Source organism: Pseudomonas sp. NFACC14, from assembly GCF_900106885.1.
Lineage (GTDB): Bacteria > Pseudomonadota > Gammaproteobacteria > Pseudomonadales > Pseudomonadaceae > Aquipseudomonas > Aquipseudomonas fluorescens_AA.
Window position 1 is genome coordinate 163,811 of record NZ_FNOA01000001.1, and the last position, 15,891, is coordinate 179,701.

Here is a 15,891-nt window from a genome sequence, read left to right on the forward strand (position 1 = left end):
TGGGAGCGAGCTTGCTCGCGATAAGGCCAGTCCAGACACCGAAAAACCACTGCCCACCAGAGGCAGCACCTCAAACACCGTGAGGCCCACTCCATGATCCAGCCCTTGAGTCACCTCCCCCACTCCCAGGAAGACCCGGCCACCCTCGCCGCCCGCTTCAGCGACCTGGCGCCGCCGCTCAATGCGCGCCAGGCCCACCTGGAAGCATCTCGCTGCCTGTACTGCTACGACGCGCCCTGCGTGAACGCCTGTCCGAGCGAGATCGATATTCCTTCGTTCATTCGCAACATCCACCACGACAACGTCCAAGGCGCGGCCCAGAAAATCCTCTCGGCCAACATCCTCGGCGGCAGTTGCGCCCGGGTCTGCCCCACGGAGGTCCTGTGCCAGCAAGCCTGCGTGCGCAATAACGCCCATGAGTGCGCGCCGGTATTGATCGGCCAACTGCAACGCTATGCAGTGGACAATGCCCACTTCAGCGAACACCCGTTCAAACGTGCCGCCACCACTGGCAAACGCATCGCCGTGGTCGGTGCCGGCCCGGCGGGCTTGTCTTGCGCCCATCGCAGCGCGATGCACGGCCATGACGTCGTGATTTTCGAGGCCCGTGAAAAAGCCGGCGGTCTCAACGAATACGGGATCGCCAAGTACAAACTGGTGGACGATTACGCCCAACGCGAGCTGGACTTCCTGCTGGGCATCGGCGGCATCGAAATCCGTCACGGCCAGAAACTCGGCGAGAACCTGAGCCTGAGCGACCTGCACCAGCAGTTCGACGCCGTATTCCTCGGCCTCGGCCTGGCCGCCAGCAAACAACTGGGCCTGAGCGACGAGCAGGCGCCGGGGCTGCTGGCCGCCACCGAGTACATCCGCGAACTGCGCCAGGCCGAAGACCTCAGCCAGTTGCCGCTGGCCGACCGCTGCATCGTGCTCGGTGCCGGCAACACCGCCATCGACATGGCCGTGCAGATGGCTCGCCTCGGCGCCCGGGACGTCAGCCTGGTCTACCGTCGCGGCCTCGAGGACATGGGGGCCACCTTGCATGAGCAAGACATCGCCAAGGCCAATCAGGTGCGTCTGCTGACCTGGGCCCAACCGCAACAGGTGTTGCTCGATGACGCCGGGCATGTGCGCGGCATGCGCTTTTCCCGTACCCATCTGGAAAACGGTCGGCTGGTCATCGGTGCCGAGACCTTCGACCTGGCCGCCGACGCCGTTTTCAAAGCCATCGGCCAAGCCTTCGATGACCACGCACTGGTGGACCCACTGGCCCGGGAGCTCAAGCGCCAGGACGGGCGAATTCTGGTGGACGAACACCTGTGCACCAGCATTCCCGGTGTCTACGCCGGCGGCGATTGCACCAGCCTGGACCAGGACCTCACTGTGCAGGCCGTGCAGCACGGCAAGCTCGCCGCCGAGGCGATCAACGCTCAACTGATGCTTAACGTGGAGGCTGCGTAAATGGCCGATCTGTCGATTGTCTTCGCCGGCATCAAAGCGCCCAACCCGTTCTGGCTGGCCTCCGCGCCACCCACCGACAAGGCCTATAACGTCGTCCGCGCCTTTGAGGCCGGCTGGGGTGGCGTGGTCTGGAAAACCCTCGGTGAGGATCCAGCGGCGGTGAATGTGTCCTCGCGTTATTCGGCCCACTACGGTGCCAATCGCGAGGTCTTGGGCATCAACAACATCGAGCTGATCACCGACCGCTCCCTGGAAATCAACCTGCGGGAAATCACCCAGGTGAAAAAGGACTGGCCGGACCGGGCGTTGATCGTGTCGCTGATGGTGCCCTGCGTCGAAGAATCCTGGAAACGCATCCTGCCCCTGGTGGAAGCCACTGGTGCCGACGGCATTGAGCTGAACTTCGGCTGCCCCCACGGCATGCCGGAACGGGGCATGGGCGCGGCGGTCGGCCAGGTGCCGGAGTACGTCGAGCAAGTGACCCGCTGGTGCAAGACCTATTGCTCGCTGCCGGTGATCGTCAAGCTCACGCCGAACATCACCGACATCCGCGTCGCCGCCCGGGCGGCCCATCGGGGCGGTGCGGACGCGGTGTCGTTGATCAACACCATCAACTCCATCACCAGCGTCGACCTGGACCGCATGGTCGCCCTGCCCAGCGTCGGCAGCCAGAGTACCCATGGCGGTTACTGCGGTTCGGCGGTCAAGCCCATCGCCTTGAACATGGTCGCCGAAATCGCCCGCGATCCGCAGACCCAAGGCTTGCCGATCTGCGGCATCGGTGGCATCGGCAGTTGGCGCGACGCGGCGGAATTCATCGCCCTGGGCAGCGGCGCGGTGCAGGTCTGCACGGCGGCGATGCTGCATGGTTTTCGCATCGTCGAAGAGATGAAGGATGGCCTGTCACGTTGGATGGAAAGCCAGGGTCACGCCAATCTGCAAGCGTTCTCCGGTCGCGCAGTGGGCAACACCACTGACTGGAAGTACCTGGACATCAACTACCAGGTCATCGCCAAGATCGACCAGGAGGCCTGCATCGGTTGCGGGCGCTGCCACATCGCTTGCGAAGACACCTCACACCAGGCCATCGCCAGCCTCAAGCAGGCGGACGGCACGCGCAAATATGAAGTGATCGATGAGGAATGCGTGGGCTGCAACCTGTGCCAGATCACCTGCCCGGTGCAGGACTGCATCGAAATGGTGACGGTGGACACCGGCAAGCCGTTTCTGGATTGGAACCATGATCCGCGCAATCCCTATCATGTCGCGGTTTGAAATTTGAGGTGTCAGGGCTGACGCCATCGCGAGCAGGCTCGCTCCCACATCGGATTTTTGGTGAACACAAATTTTGTGTTAATCACCGGCCCCTGTGGGAGCGAGCTTGCTCGCGATGAGGCCATCAGCTTCACCAAAAATTCTCAAGGCTCCAACCCGATCCCCCGCAAAATCACCCCGGTCACCGTCTGCACCGCCCGTTCGAATTGCATGTCGGACAGCGGCTGGTGGTCGTTGAGGATATTGATCTGGTGGTCGAAGTCGGCGTAGTGCTGGGTCGAGGCCCAGATCATGTAGAGCAGGCTGGAAGGCTCCACCGGGAGGATGCGTTTGTCCTCCACCCACTGGCGAATTTTCGCTTCCTTCATCTTGGCCCAGTCATAAAGACTGGCGTCCAGCGCCTGGCCCAGGGTCGGGGCACCGTGGATGATTTCGTTGGCCCAGACCTTGGAGCCGTAGGGCCGGCTGCGGGAGTGGTTCATCTTGGCGCGGATGTAGCTGCTGAGCACCACCCGCGGGTCGTCAAACATTTCGAAGCACAAGGCATCCTGCTTCCACACCTCCAGCAGATCGAACAGCACGGCGCTGTACAGTTCACTCTTGGTGCTGAAGTAGTAATGCAGGTTGGAACGCGGTAACTGCACTTCGGCGGCGATGTCGGCCATGGCGGTGCTGCCGAAGCCTTTCTCGGCAAAGACCTTCTCGGCGGCCAACAGGATTTTCTCGACGTTACTGCGACGAATCTCGATCTTGTGATTGCCCATGAGGGCTCCCTGGCAACAGCGTTGCTCAAGACTAGCATTCACTCACCTTCGAAAACACGGGTGGTCCCAATGGGAATGAGCAAGCTCCCACATTTGGCCCTGTTGCCGCTCAGGCGGATGCACGCAGATCCCCTTGTGGCGAGGGGATTTATCCCCGTTGGGCTGCGTAGCAGCCCTAAAGGCCTCGCCTCGGTGTGTCAGGGGGGATTGCATTCGGGTCGTTTTAGGGGCGCTTCGCACCCCAGCGGGGATAAATCCCCTCGCCACAAGGGTGGTGGTGAGCCGGCTAGCGTGCTTCGACGTTATCCAGCGCGCGGTTCGCCAGCAATCCGCTCAGTTCGATCAATTGTTGGATGCCCAAGGCGATGTGACGCCTGGGACCTTCCAGGTCGAAGGCCAGGTCATTGACCATGGCATTGGCCGAGGCCAGGTTTTCGCTGAGGTTGGCGAGCAGGGTTTCGGTGTCGACGTTTTGGATGACGGTGAAGAGTTGGCCGGGCGCAGTTGCTGCTTCGGTTTTGTCCGGTTCTGGGTTGAGGTAGTAGTCGAGGGCGCGCTCAGCGGCTTCGTCGAGTTTCTTGCGCGGCGACGTTGGATCGGTATTCGGTGGATTCGGGGTTGCTTTGAACATGATGAAACTCCAGATGAGAAAGTTGGAGCCATCACTCTCGCTACCAAACGAAGGGTGGTGGCCATACGAAGGTTGGTAGACCGGTCATCTGGCACCCGGCGCGCCCGAGGACGCCCTACGCATGACCACCATAAAGCAGAGGCATAAAAATCTTCTGCATCAGGTGCACTTGCGCCAGAAAAAACCGGGCTACCAAACCCGATCGCTGATTCCTCAGCGACCCGGAAACGATAAAACCCGACCGCAAGGCGCACAAGCCGGCGGATTCTGGCGCAGGTGTAGGCAACGGCGCAAGACAACGTAGCCCGATCCCGAACGATCCTACATCTAAATAAACACAACCCTGTTTAGGCTGGGAATAGGATCAACCACATACCTGTGGCGAGGGGATTTATCCCCTCGCCACAAGAGACCTCACCGTCCATGAGCGCGCGGGCATTCGACTAATGTCTTAGACCAGTCATCGCACAACCAAGCACCCTCCCCACTATCTTAAAACCACAAATCTGCCCGGCGCCACGGCCTGCGATCTTGACCTCGTCCAGCAACAGCCATTGAAACGCCTCATCTTGAAGCACAGCCGAGTTGGACAATTCCGATAATGGCCAGTTGACAATGAGCAGCCGCTTCCAAATAATCCCTCCCATGTTGTACGACGACGTATGACAAAAATAAAAACAACAAAAAGTAGGGAGCGTCAAAGTGAGCACACGTGTCCGTTTTTCGCCCGATCAACGTCCAAACCGCCGTACCCTTCTCAATGCCAGCCCCGCCCTGGTCCTGCTCGGTTGCAGCGGCCTTGCCGCCTTTCTACCAACGGCCGCCAGCGCCGAAGGCTTCGTCGATGACGCCAAGGCCACGCTGAACCTGCGCAACGCCTACTTCAACCGCAACTTCACCAACCCGAACAACGCCCAGGGCAAAGCCGAGGAGTGGACCCAGAACTTCATCCTCGACGCCAAGTCCGGCTTCACCCAGGGCGTGGTCGGTTTCGGCGTGGACGTGCTGGGCCTGTACTCGGTCAAGCTCGACGGCGGCCGTGGCACCGCGGGTACGCAGTTGCTGCCGGTGCATGACGACGGTCGTCCTGCCGATGATTTCGGTCGCCTGGGCGTGGCCCTAAAGGCCAAGGTGTCGAAGACCGAGTTGAAGGTCGGCGAGTGGATGCCGGTGCTGCCGATCCTGCGCTCCGACGACGGCCGCTCCCTGCCGCAAACCTTCCGTGGCGGCCAGGTGACCTCCACCGAGATCAACGGCCTGAGCCTCTACGGCGGCCAGTTCCGTGGCAACAGCCCGCGCAATGACGCGAGCATGGAAGACATGTCGATGAACGGCCGCGGCGCGTTCACCTCCGACCGTTTCAATTTCGGCGGTGGTGAATACGCCTTCAATGAAAAACGCACCCAGGTCGGTGTCTGGTACGCGGAACTGTCCGACATCTACCAGCAGCAATATTTCAACCTGACCCACAGCCAGCCCATCGGCGACTGGACCCTGGGCGCCAACCTCGGCTACTTCATCGGCAAGGAAGACGGCAGCGCCCTGGCCGGCGACCTGGACAACAAAACCGCGTTCGCCATGCTCTCGGCCAAGTACGGCGGCAACACCTTCTACGTCGGCCTGCAGAAAGTCGGCGGCGACGACGCCTGGATGCGCGTCAACGGCACTAGCGGCGGCACCCTGGCCAACGACAGCTACAACTCCAGCTACGACAATGCCAAGGAAAAATCCTGGCAACTGCGCCACGACTTCAACTTCGCCGCGGTCGGCGTGCCGGGCCTGACCCTGATGAACCGCTACATCAGCGGTGACAATGTGCACACCGCCACGGTCGACGATGGCAAGGAATGGGGCCGGGAAAGTGAGCTGGCCTACACCGTGCAGAGCGGCGCGTTGAAAAGCCTCAACGTGAAGTGGCGTAACTCGACGATGCGTCGGGATTACAGCACCAACGAATTCGATGAGAACCGTATTTTCATCAGCTATCCGATCAGTTTGTTGTAAGGCGGTTGGGTGGGCCTGCTGGTGAGGGGGCGGCTGGGCTGGCGCCTTCGCAAGCAGGCTCGCTCCCACAAGGAAAGGTCACCCTTTGCCCGCGGTCATATGGCCTATACAACGGATATCACTCACTGTTTGCTCAGGTAATGCCATGACGACGACACCGATTCGCCAACCCCTCAATCGCCTGCTGCTGACCGGCGCCGCCGGCGGCCTGGGCAAAGTCCTGCGCGAGCGCCTCAAGCCTTTCGCCCGTCATATCCGGCTGTCGGATATCGCCAACATGGCCCCGGCCATCGATGAAAGCGAAGAAGTGGTGCCGTGCGACCTGTCCGATAAACAGGCCGTGCACCGTTTGGTGGAAGGCGTCGACGCCATCCTGCATTTCGGGGGTGTTTCGGTGGAGCGCCCGTTCGAAGAAATCCTGGGCGCCAATATCAGTGGCGTATTCCATATCTATGAAGCCGCCCGTAAGCATGGCGTCAAGCGCGTGATCTTCGCCAGCTCCAACCACGTCATCGGCTTCTACAAGCAAGACGAGGCCCTGGACGCCCTGTCCCCGCGTCGCCCGGATGGTTACTACGGCCTGTCCAAGTCCTACGGCGAAGACGTCGCCAGTTTCTACTTCGATCGCTACGGCATCGAGACCGTGAGCATCCGCATCGGCTCCTCGTTCGCCGAGCCACAGAACCGCCGGATGATGAGCACCTGGCTGAGCTTCGACGACCTCACCCAACTGATCGAATGCTCGCTCTACACGCCAAAGGTCGGCCACACCGTGGTCTACGGCGTGTCTGCCAACCGCGACGTCTGGTGGGACAACAGCCACGCCGCGCACCTGGGTTACCAACCCAAGGACACTTCCGAGATTTTCCGCGACAAGATCGAGGCCCAGCCAATGCCGGCCGCCGATGACCCGGCCAGGATCTACCAGGGCGGTGCCTTCGTCGCAGCCGGCCCGTTCGACGACTGATTGGCCTGTTTCCATGGGATACGGACGGACAAAGGAACCACCATGCAAGCCGAATTGATTGTCGATGCACGCAACGCCGTCGGGGAGAGCCCGGTGTGGGTCCCCGAGGAAAACGCCCTGTATTGGGTGAACATCCCCAGCGGTGGCCTGCAACGCTGGAATGCCAGCAGCGGAAAAATCCAGGGCTGGGAGGCCCCCGAAATGCTTGCCTGCATCGCCCGTCACCGGGACGGCGGCTGGGTCGCGGGCATGGAAAGCGGTTTCTTCCGCCTGCACCCCCATGACGACGGCAGCCTCGACAGCGAACTCTGTGGGAGCGTCGAGCACAGCCGCGTCGACATGCGCCTCAACGATGGCCGTTGCGACCGCCAGGGCCGCTTCTGGGCCGGCAGCATGGTGCTGAACATGGCCGCCAACGCCGACGAAGGCCGGATGTACCGGTATGAAGCCGGGCAACGCAGCCCGGTCGAGGCGCAACTGAGCGGTTTCATCGTGCCCAACGGCCTGGGATTCAGCCCGGATGGGCGGACGATGTACCTCTCCGATTCACACCCATTGGTCCAGCAGATCTGGGCTTTCGATTACGACATCGACAGCGGCACGCCGTCCAACCGGCGGCTGTTCGTCGACATGCTGCCCCTGGCCGGTCGCCCGGACGGCGCGGCAGTCGACGCCGACGGTTGCTACTGGATCTGCGCCAACGACGCCGGGCTGATTCACCGTTTCACCCCCGATGGACGTCTCGACCGTTCGCTGGAAGTGCCGGTGAAAAAACCCACCATGTGCGCCTTTGGCGGCAGCCGCCTGGACACCCTCTTCGTCACCTCGATCCGCCCCGGCGACGACAACGACCCACAGTCCCTGGCCGGTGGCGTGTTCGCCCTCAAGCCCGGCGTCAAGGGCCTGGCCGAACCCGCTTTTGGAGGGCTGAAACACGCCGCGAAATAATCTGCTGCACCGCTTTGCTGAATGAGCCATAAAAAAAACAACAAACTGGAGATGGACCATGAATTTCAAACGTACGCTTCTGATCGCAGCCCTCCCCCTGGCCTTCCTGGCCCAGGCGGCACAGGCCCTCGACCTCAAGATCGCCGACATCCACCCAAAGGGCTACCCGACCGTGGTCGCCGAGGAACACATGGGTGAAACCCTGACCAAGGAAAGCAACGGCGAACTGAAATTCAAATACTTCCCGGGCGGCGTCTTGGGTTCGGAAAAAGAAGTCATCGAGCAAATGCAGGCCGGTGCGATCCAGATGTCCCGTGTCAGCCTCGGCATCGTCGGCCCAGTGGTGCCGGACGTGAACGTGTTCAACATGCCGTTCATCTTTCGTGACCAGGCGCACATGCGCGCCGTTATCGACGGAGCGGTGGGCGATGAGATCCTCGACCGCATCACCAACTCTGAATTCGGCCTGGTGGCCCTGGCCTGGATGGACGGCGGCACGCGCAACCTCTACACCAAGAAACCGGTGCGCAAGCTCGAAGATCTCAAGGGTATGAAAATCCGCGTGCAAGGTAATCCGATGTTCATCGAGATGATGAACGCCATGGGCGCCAACGGTATCGCGATGGACACCGGAGAAATCTTCAGCGCCCTGCAGACCGGCGTGATCGACGGTGCGGAAAACAACCCGCCGACCCTGCTCGAACACAACCACTACCAAAACGCCAAGTACTACAGCCTCACCGGACACCTGATCCTGCCAGAGCCGATCGTGATGTCGAAAATCACTTGGAACAAACTCACGCCAGAGCAGCAGGACATGGTGAAAAAAGCCGCCAAGGCCGCCCAGGCGGAAGAGCGTGTGCTGTGGGACAAGAAGTCCGCCGCCAGTGAAGAAAAACTCAAGGCCGCTGGCGTCGAGTTCATCACCGTCGACAAGAAACCCTTCTACGACGCCACCGCGCCGATCCGGGCCAAGTACGGCGCGCCGTATGCCGACCTGATCAAGAAAATCGAAGCCGTGCAGTAAGCCCCCCTCAATCTGTATCCATGAAAAAGGCCCTGCGCGCCGGATGTTATGGGCGCGCCTGGTTACGGTGAAACCCGATGAAGAATTTGCTGCTGCGTATCAACGATAAAATCTACATGACATGCATCTGGGTGGCCGGCCTTTCTGTCCTTGCCGTTGCGCTGATGATCCCCTGGGGGGTGTTTGCCCGCTACGTGCTTGGCTCAGGCTCGAGCTGGCCGGAACCTACCGCGATTCTACTCATGATCGTGTTCACCTTCATCGGTGCCGCCGCCAGCTACCGCTCCGGCTCGCATATGGCCGTCGACATGGTTACCTCTCGCATGCCGCCGCACCTGAAAACCGCCGCGTCGGTTGTCTCTCAGCTGTTGATGGCAGCCGTGTGCATTTTCATGACCGTGTGGGGCACCAAGCTGTGCATGACCACTTGGAATCAATTCATGAGCGCCATCCCTACCCTGCGCGTCGGCATCACGTACATGCCGATACCGATCGGTGGCTTCCTGACGTTGATTTTTGTGCTGGAAAAACTCTTGCTGGGTGATCAAAGCCAGCGTCGGGTCGTGCAGTTCGACTTGGTTGAAGAAAACGAAGGTGCCGCTTAATGGACGCTCTGATTCTGTTGGGCAGTTTTTTGCTGTTGATCCTGATCGGCATGCCGGTCGCCTACGCGCTGGGCGCTGCCGCCCTGATCGGGGCGTGGTGGATCGATATTCCGTTCCAGGCCATGATGATCCAGGTAACGGGCGGTGTGAACAAGTTCTCGCTGCTGGCCATCCCCTTCTTCGTCCTGGCCGGTGCGATCATGGCCGAGGGCGGTATGTCCCGCCGCCTGGTGGCATTCGCCAGTGTATTGGTAGGCTTCGTGCGCGGCGGCCTGTCATTGGTCAACCTCGTGGCCTCGAGTTTTTTTGGCGCAATCTCCGGTTCCTCGGTAGCCGATACCGCCTCGGTCGGTTCGGTGTTGATCCCGGAAATGACACGCCGGGGCTATCCGCGTGACTACGCCACCGCCGTCACTGTCAGTGGTTCGGTGCAAGCGCTGCTGACGCCGCCCAGCCACAATGCGGTGCTGTACTCCCTCGCCGCTGGCGGCACCGTTTCCATCGGATCGCTGTTCATGGCCGGCATCGTCCCCGGCATCATGATGAACCTCTGCCTGATGGCGCTGTGCCTGGTTTTTGCGAAAAAGCGCAACTACCCCAAAGGTGAAGTGATCCCGCTCAAGGAAGCGTTGAAGATTTGCAAGGAAGCCATGTGGGGCATGATGACCTTGTTCATCATCCTCGGCGGCATTCTCTCGGGCGTTTTCACCGCCACTGAATCGGCCGCCATTGCTGTGGTGTGGGCGTTTTTCGTGACCATGTGCATCTACCGCGACTACAAATGGAGCGAGTTGCCGAAACTGATGCACCGCACCGTACGCACCATCTCCATCGTGATGATCCTGATCGGCTTCGCCGCCAGCTTCGGCTACATCATGACGCTGATGGAAATCCCGGCGAAGATCACCACTGCATTCCTGACGCTGTCGGACAATCGCTATGTGATCCTGATGTGCATCAACGTGATGTTGCTGCTGCTGGGCACCGTGATGGACATGGCGCCGCTGATCCTGATCCTCACGCCCATCCTGATGCCGGTGATCGTCGGCATCGGCGTAGACCCGGTGCAGTTCGGCATGATCATGCTGGTCAACTTGGGCATCGGCCTGATTACGCCACCGGTGGGTGCAGTGCTGTTCGTGGGCTCGGCCATTGGCAAGGTCAGTATCGAAAGCACTGTCAAGGCGCTGCTGCCGTTCTACGCCATGTTGTTCGTGGTACTGATGCTGGTGACTTACATCCCCGCCATTTCCCTGTGGTTGCCGCATCTGGTGTTGTAACCATTCCATCAGCAAGCAAGCCCCCTTGTGGCGAGGGGATTTTATCCCCGCTCCTGTAGGAGCTGCCGCAGGCTGCGATCTTTTCATCTTCCGCTTGAGACTCAATGGGCAGGGGAAAGATCGCAGCCTCGCTTCGCTCGTCAGCTCCTACAGGCGCAGCCGAGCGGGAGCAAGCTCCCTCGCCACAAAGGCTTCCCCACTCGACAGATGCGACCACCATGCCGCCACTCCTTCTCCATCTCGAAGACGAACTGACCCGCCTCACCCTGGCCCCGCATCTGGGCGCCAGCCTGGTCGAATGGACCTTGCGCAGCAGCGGCGCCCCGCTGCTACGCCCGCCCGCGCCGCAAGCCCTGGAAAACGGCCTGCCCGGCAAGCTTGGTGGCTTCCCGTTGATCCCCTGGTCGAACCGGATCGCCAACGGCGGTTTCGATTGCCCTGGCGGCTGGCTGGCCCTGGACGCCAACAGCCCCAACGACCCGTTCCCCATCCATGGCAGCGCCTGGCAGCAACCGTGGCAAGTGACCGAACAGAATGCCCAGGAAGCGTTGCTGCAACTCGACAGTCAGCACCCGTTCGGCTATTGCGCCAGTTTGCGTGTCCGCTTGCGCGGCGGCCAGTTGCAGATCGCAATGCTCGTCACCCACACGGCGAAACAGCCGGCGTGGCATGGGCTCGGCCTGCACCCATACTTCCCGCGCACCGCCGGCACGCGTTTGCAAACCCGGGCGAGCGAAGCCTGGCTGTGCGACGCCACTAAACTGCCGACGGAACGGATCGACCTGCCCGAACACTGGAATTTCCAGGAGTCCCGCTTATTGCCGGACACCGTCGTGGACAACGGCTTCGGTGGCTGGGACGGGCATTGCCTGATCCAACAACCGGACCTGGGTTATGAGCTGGCGTGCCAGGCCAGCGGCTGCGATTACTTCCTGCTCTACTGCCCCGTGGGCCTGGATTTCTTTTGCATCGAACCGGTCAGTCATCCGGTCAACGCCCACCACCTGCCTGGGCGGCCAGGCTTGCGCCTGCTGGAGCAAGGGCAATCGGTAGCGCTGGAGTTTTCGATGCAGTGCCGGTTGCTGTAACCCTCTGGCCATGGGCAATCCCGGTTCATGGCCGCTACGCCCGCACCCACATGAACACTGCCACCCCCAGGCACACCCCGGCGAACCCCACTTGCAGCGCCCGGGCCGGAACCTTGGCCGCCACTCGCCGCCCGAGCACCATCCCGACGATGCTCGCCGCAATGAACGCCATCCCTACCCGGTCGATGCTCACCCCGGCATGAAACGCGCCCACCACGCCAATCAACGAAATCAGGCTGATGACCATCAAGGACGTCGCGACGATCCCGCGCATCTGCACATCGGTCAGTTGCTTGAACGCCGGCACGATCAGGAAGCCGCCCCCCACGCCCAGCAACCCCGAGACCATGCCCGTCACCGCGCCCAATGCCGACAGCGTGGCGGTGCAACGAGGCGTCCAGGCCAGGCGGCCGGTCTGGCGGTCGAGCATGCAGTTTTTCTGGCCCCAACTGGCGGCGCCATGATCACTGGGCCCCACTTGCGGCGTTTCCCGGCGCAACATGCGCGCCGCCACCAGCACCATCAGCAGGCTGAACAGCATCATCAGGATTTTTTCCGAGAGCTGGTGGGCGAGGTAGATGCCCAGCGGTGAAAATACCGCGCCCAGCAGTGCGATCAGCAAGGCCGCACGGTAGCGCACCAGGCCATGGCGCAGCCCGTCGATGGCCCCCACCGCCGCCGCGCTACCCACCGCGAACAACGCCACCGGCGCGGCCTGGGTCATGCTCCAGCCCAGGCCCAACACCAACGCCGGCACCGCCAGGATGCCGCCGCCCGCCCCCGTCAGGCCAAGGACCAGGCCCATGACCACACCAAAAAAACTTGCCAGTAACATTCAGGTTCTCTCAAGCCGCGCACACCTGTTGGCAGGTGCGATCGCATTTGCAGGACGCCTTGGCCCTCACTAAGCTGCGGACCATATGTTGTAAACCTCAAGCGTAGCAACCGCTTCTTCCCGCACAGGTCCGCTGTCATGCCCGCGCAGATCCAGAGTTTTCTCGACCCCGCCTCCAAGACCTATACCCATGTTGTGTATGAACACGATGGCGGGCACTGCGCGGTGGTCGATCCGGTGCTCGACTACGATCCGGCCTCGGGCCGCAGCGGCACCGAGCAAGCGGATCGGGTGATCGCGTTTGTGCGGGAACATCGACTGACGGTGCAATGGCTGCTGGAGACCCACGCCCATGCCGATCACCTGTCCGCCGCGCCTTACCTGCGCCGGGAGCTGGGCGGCAAGATCGCCATCGGCGAGTCCATCGGCCAGGTGCAGAACGTGTTCAAGACCCTGTTCAACCTGGAGCCGCATTTCGCCGTCGACGGTTCGCAATTCGACCGCCTGTTCGCGCCCGACGAGTCCTTCCTGATCGGCAACCTCAAGGCCACCGCCCTGCATGTGCCCGGCCACACCCCGGCGGACATGGCCTACCTGATCGATGGCGACGTGATCCTGGTGGGCGACACGCTGTTCATGCCCGACGTAGGCACCGCCCGTTGCGACTTCCCTGGCGGCAATGCCCATCAGCTCTACGCCTCGATCCGCAAGCTGCTGGCCTTCCCCGCCGGGGTACGGCTGTACGTGTGCCACGACTATCCACCGGAGGAACGCGAGCCCCACTGCGTGAGCACCGTGGGTGAGCAGCGCCAGCACAACATTCATGTCCGCGATGGCATCGATGAAGCCTCGTTCGTGGCCATGCGTACCCAGCGCGACAAGACGCTGGGCATGCCGACGCTGCTGTTGCCGGCGATCCAGGTGAATGTGCGGGCCGGCCACCTGCCGCCAGCCGAGGACAATGGCGTGACGTACCTGAAGATTCCGATCAATCAGCTTTAAGATCAAAAGATCGCAGCCTTCGGCAGCTCCTACAGGAGAATCGCATTCACAATGTAGGAGCTGCCGAAGGCTGCGATCTTTTGATGTTCAGGTCCCCAAGGTCAGCCCATTGGCCGGCAACGGCAGCGCGGTCTTGTAGCGCACCTGCTTGAGGGCAAAGCTCGAACGGATGTTCGCCACGCCCGGGACCTTGGTCAGGAAGTCCATCATGAACCGCTCCAGCGACTGGATGGTCGGCACCAGCACGCGGATCAGGTAGTCCGGATCGCCGGCCATCAGGTAGCACTCCATCACCTCCGGCCGGTCGGAAATCGCCTCCTCGAAGTGCTGCAACGCTTCCTCCACCTGCTTCTCCAGGCTCACATGGATGAACACGTTGACGTGCAACCCCAGCAGGTCGGCATCCAGCAGCGTGACCTGCTCGCGGATCACGCCCAGTTCCTCCATCGCCCGGACGCGGTTGAAGCACGGCGTCGGCGACAGATTGACCGAACGGGCGAGATCGGCGTTGGTGATGCGGGCGTTTTCCTGAAGGCTGTTCAGAATGCCGATGTCGGTGCGATCCAATTTACGCATGAGACAAATAATCCTATTTTTTATCGTTGTGCAGATTTTTTATCTGCAAATGATCTGAACAGCAAGCTAACAGAGAAAAATATTCTTCTTCGTCGAGCCTATGATTGTTGTAGGACAATTTCCCCTACCCGGGGACATTCGTCAGCTAGCGCGCCCACTACAAGAAATTCACAAGATCGAGCGTAGAAAGCCATGAACCCAGCGTACGAACCGCTACGCCTGCACGTCCCCGAACCCTCGGGCCGTCCCGGCTGCAAGACCGACTTTTCCTACCTGCATCTGTCCGATGCCGGCACGGTGCGCAAACCTCCCATTGACGTCGAACCCGCCGAAACCGCCGACCTGGCCCGCAGCCTGATCCGCGTGCTCGATGACCAGGGCAATGCCTTGGGCGACTGGGCGGCGGATATTCCCGTCGAGATCCTGCGCAAAGGCATGCGCGCCATGCTCAAGACACGCATCTACGACAACCGCATGGTGGTCGCCCAGCGCCAGAAAAAGATGTCGTTCTACATGCAAAGCCTTGGCGAAGAAGCCATCGGCAGCGGCCAGGCCCTGGCGCTGAACATCGATGACATGTGCTTTCCCACCTACCGCCAGCAAAGCATCCTGATGGCCCGGGAAGTGCCGCTGGTGGGCATGATCTGCCAACTGCTGTCCAACGAGCGCGATCCGCTCAAGGGCCGGCAGTTGCCGATCATGTACTCGGTCAAGGACGCCGGTTTCTTCACCATTTCCGGCAACCTCGCCACGCAATTCATCCAGGGCGTGGGCTGGGGCATGGCCTCGGCGATCAAGGGCGACACCAAGATCGCCTCGGCCTGGATCGGTGACGGCGCCACCGCCGAATCGGACTTCCACACCGCCCTCACCTTCGCCCACGTCTACCGGGCGCCGGTGATCCTCAACGTGGTCAACAACCAGTGGGCGATTTCCACCTTCCAGGCCATTGCCGGCGGTGAAGCCACGACGTTCGCCGGACGCGGCGTCGGTTGCGGCATCGCCTCCCTGCGTGTCGATGGCAACGATTTCATGGCGGTCTACGCCGCCTCGCGCTGGGCCGCCGAACGCGCCCGCCGCAACCTCGGCCCGGCCCTGATCGAATGGGTCACCTACCGCGCCGGCCCGCACTCCACCTCGGACGATCCCTCCAAGTACCGCCCCGCCGACGACTGGAGCCACTTCCCGCTGGGCGATCCGATTGCCCGTCTCAAGCAGCACATGGTCAAGATCGGCCAGTGGTCCGAAGAGGAACATGCGGCGGTCAGCGCCGAACTCGAAGCCGAGGTGATCGCCGCGCAGAAGGAAGCCGAACAGTACGGCACCCTCGCCGGCGGGCAGATTCCCAGCGCCGCGACCATGTTCGAAGACGTCTACAAAGAGATGCCGGAGCACTTGAAGCGCCAGCGTCAGCAGTTGGGGATCTGA

15 protein-coding genes are annotated in these 15,891 nt (G+C 61.6%); 11 read left to right on the forward strand and 4 right to left on the reverse strand.

Going from position 1 to position 15,891, the window contains the following annotated elements; genetic code table 11:
* Positions 1-93 precede the first annotated feature (93 nt).
* Both BLU85_RS00745 and preA read left to right on the forward strand, forming a co-directional pair.
* Positions 94-1,461, forward strand: a complete 1,368-nt coding sequence (locus BLU85_RS00745; protein WP_092204829.1) for an NAD(P)-dependent oxidoreductase — start codon at positions 94-96, stop codon at positions 1,459-1,461.
* Entirely contained in the window at positions 1,462-2,736 is a 1,275-nt protein-coding gene (preA, locus tag BLU85_RS00750; RefSeq protein WP_092204828.1) for an NAD-dependent dihydropyrimidine dehydrogenase subunit PreA, read from the forward strand.
* Positions 2,737-2,879: 143 nt separating this feature from the next.
* Here preA and BLU85_RS00755 read toward each other — a convergent pair whose 3' ends face one another.
* A complete protein-coding gene (locus tag BLU85_RS00755) occupies positions 2,880-3,500 on the reverse strand; it encodes a TetR/AcrR family transcriptional regulator (protein ID WP_060741719.1) in 621 nt (206 codons plus the stop codon).
* A 286-nt stretch (positions 3,501-3,786) separates the two neighbouring features.
* Positions 3,787-4,131, reverse strand: a complete 345-nt coding sequence (locus tag BLU85_RS00760; RefSeq protein ID WP_092204827.1) for a DUF6124 family protein — start codon at positions 4,129-4,131, stop codon at positions 3,787-3,789.
* Positions 4,132-4,833: 702 nt separating this feature from the next.
* Between BLU85_RS00760 and BLU85_RS00765 the strand changes: the two genes are divergently transcribed.
* From BLU85_RS00765 to BLU85_RS00795, 7 genes are all read left to right on the forward strand, one after another.
* Positions 4,834-6,135 carry an OprD family porin gene (locus tag BLU85_RS00765; RefSeq protein ID WP_092289990.1) on the forward strand — a complete coding sequence of 434 codons (1,302 nt, stop codon included), beginning with the start codon at positions 4,834-4,836 and terminating at the stop codon, positions 6,133-6,135.
* A 145-nt stretch (positions 6,136-6,280) separates the two neighbouring features.
* On the forward strand, positions 6,281-7,102 hold the full coding sequence (locus tag BLU85_RS00770) for an NAD-dependent epimerase/dehydratase family protein (RefSeq protein WP_092196517.1): 822 nt from the start codon (positions 6,281-6,283) through the stop codon (positions 7,100-7,102).
* Positions 7,103-7,144: 42 nt separating this feature from the next.
* Complete coding sequence (locus tag BLU85_RS00775; protein ID WP_092196520.1) at positions 7,145-8,050, forward strand: SMP-30/gluconolactonase/LRE family protein; 906 nt, start codon at positions 7,145-7,147, stop codon at positions 8,048-8,050.
* A 58-nt stretch (positions 8,051-8,108) separates the two neighbouring features.
* Positions 8,109-9,077 (forward strand): TRAP transporter substrate-binding protein, encoded by a 969-nt coding sequence (locus BLU85_RS00780; protein WP_092196523.1) that lies wholly within the window; start codon positions 8,109-8,111, stop codon positions 9,075-9,077.
* A gap of 77 nt (positions 9,078-9,154) precedes the next feature.
* Complete coding sequence (locus BLU85_RS00785) at positions 9,155-9,682, forward strand: TRAP transporter small permease (RefSeq protein WP_092171919.1); 528 nt, start codon at positions 9,155-9,157, stop codon at positions 9,680-9,682.
* Positions 9,682-10,962 (forward strand): TRAP transporter large permease, encoded by a 1,281-nt coding sequence (locus BLU85_RS00790; protein ID WP_092196526.1) that lies wholly within the window; start codon positions 9,682-9,684, stop codon positions 10,960-10,962. The genes BLU85_RS00785 and BLU85_RS00790 overlap by 1 nt, the downstream gene beginning before the upstream one ends.
* Before the next feature lie 218 nt (positions 10,963-11,180).
* Positions 11,181-12,050, forward strand: coding sequence for an aldose 1-epimerase (locus BLU85_RS00795; protein WP_092196529.1), 870 nt, complete (start codon positions 11,181-11,183; stop codon positions 12,048-12,050).
* A 34-nt stretch (positions 12,051-12,084) separates the two neighbouring features.
* Here the strand turns inward: BLU85_RS00795 and BLU85_RS00800 are convergent, their stop codons facing one another.
* Entirely contained in the window at positions 12,085-12,885 is an 801-nt protein-coding gene (locus BLU85_RS00800; RefSeq protein ID WP_092196531.1) for a sulfite exporter TauE/SafE family protein, read from the reverse strand.
* 138 nt (positions 12,886-13,023) lie between these two features.
* On the opposite strand from BLU85_RS00800, the gene BLU85_RS00805 reads away from it, so the two are divergent.
* On the forward strand, positions 13,024-13,887 hold the full coding sequence (locus tag BLU85_RS00805) for an MBL fold metallo-hydrolase (protein ID WP_092196534.1): 864 nt from the start codon (positions 13,024-13,026) through the stop codon (positions 13,885-13,887).
* Between the two features lie 87 nt (positions 13,888-13,974).
* Here the strand turns inward: BLU85_RS00805 and bkdR are convergent, their stop codons facing one another.
* Positions 13,975-14,463, reverse strand: coding sequence for a Bkd operon transcriptional regulator BkdR (bkdR, locus tag BLU85_RS00810; protein ID WP_003202929.1), 489 nt, complete (start codon positions 14,461-14,463; stop codon positions 13,975-13,977).
* A 192-nt stretch (positions 14,464-14,655) separates the two neighbouring features.
* Between bkdR and BLU85_RS00815 the strand changes: the two genes are divergently transcribed.
* A complete protein-coding gene (locus BLU85_RS00815; RefSeq protein ID WP_092196537.1) occupies positions 14,656-15,891 on the forward strand; it encodes a 3-methyl-2-oxobutanoate dehydrogenase (2-methylpropanoyl-transferring) subunit alpha in 1,236 nt (411 codons plus the stop codon).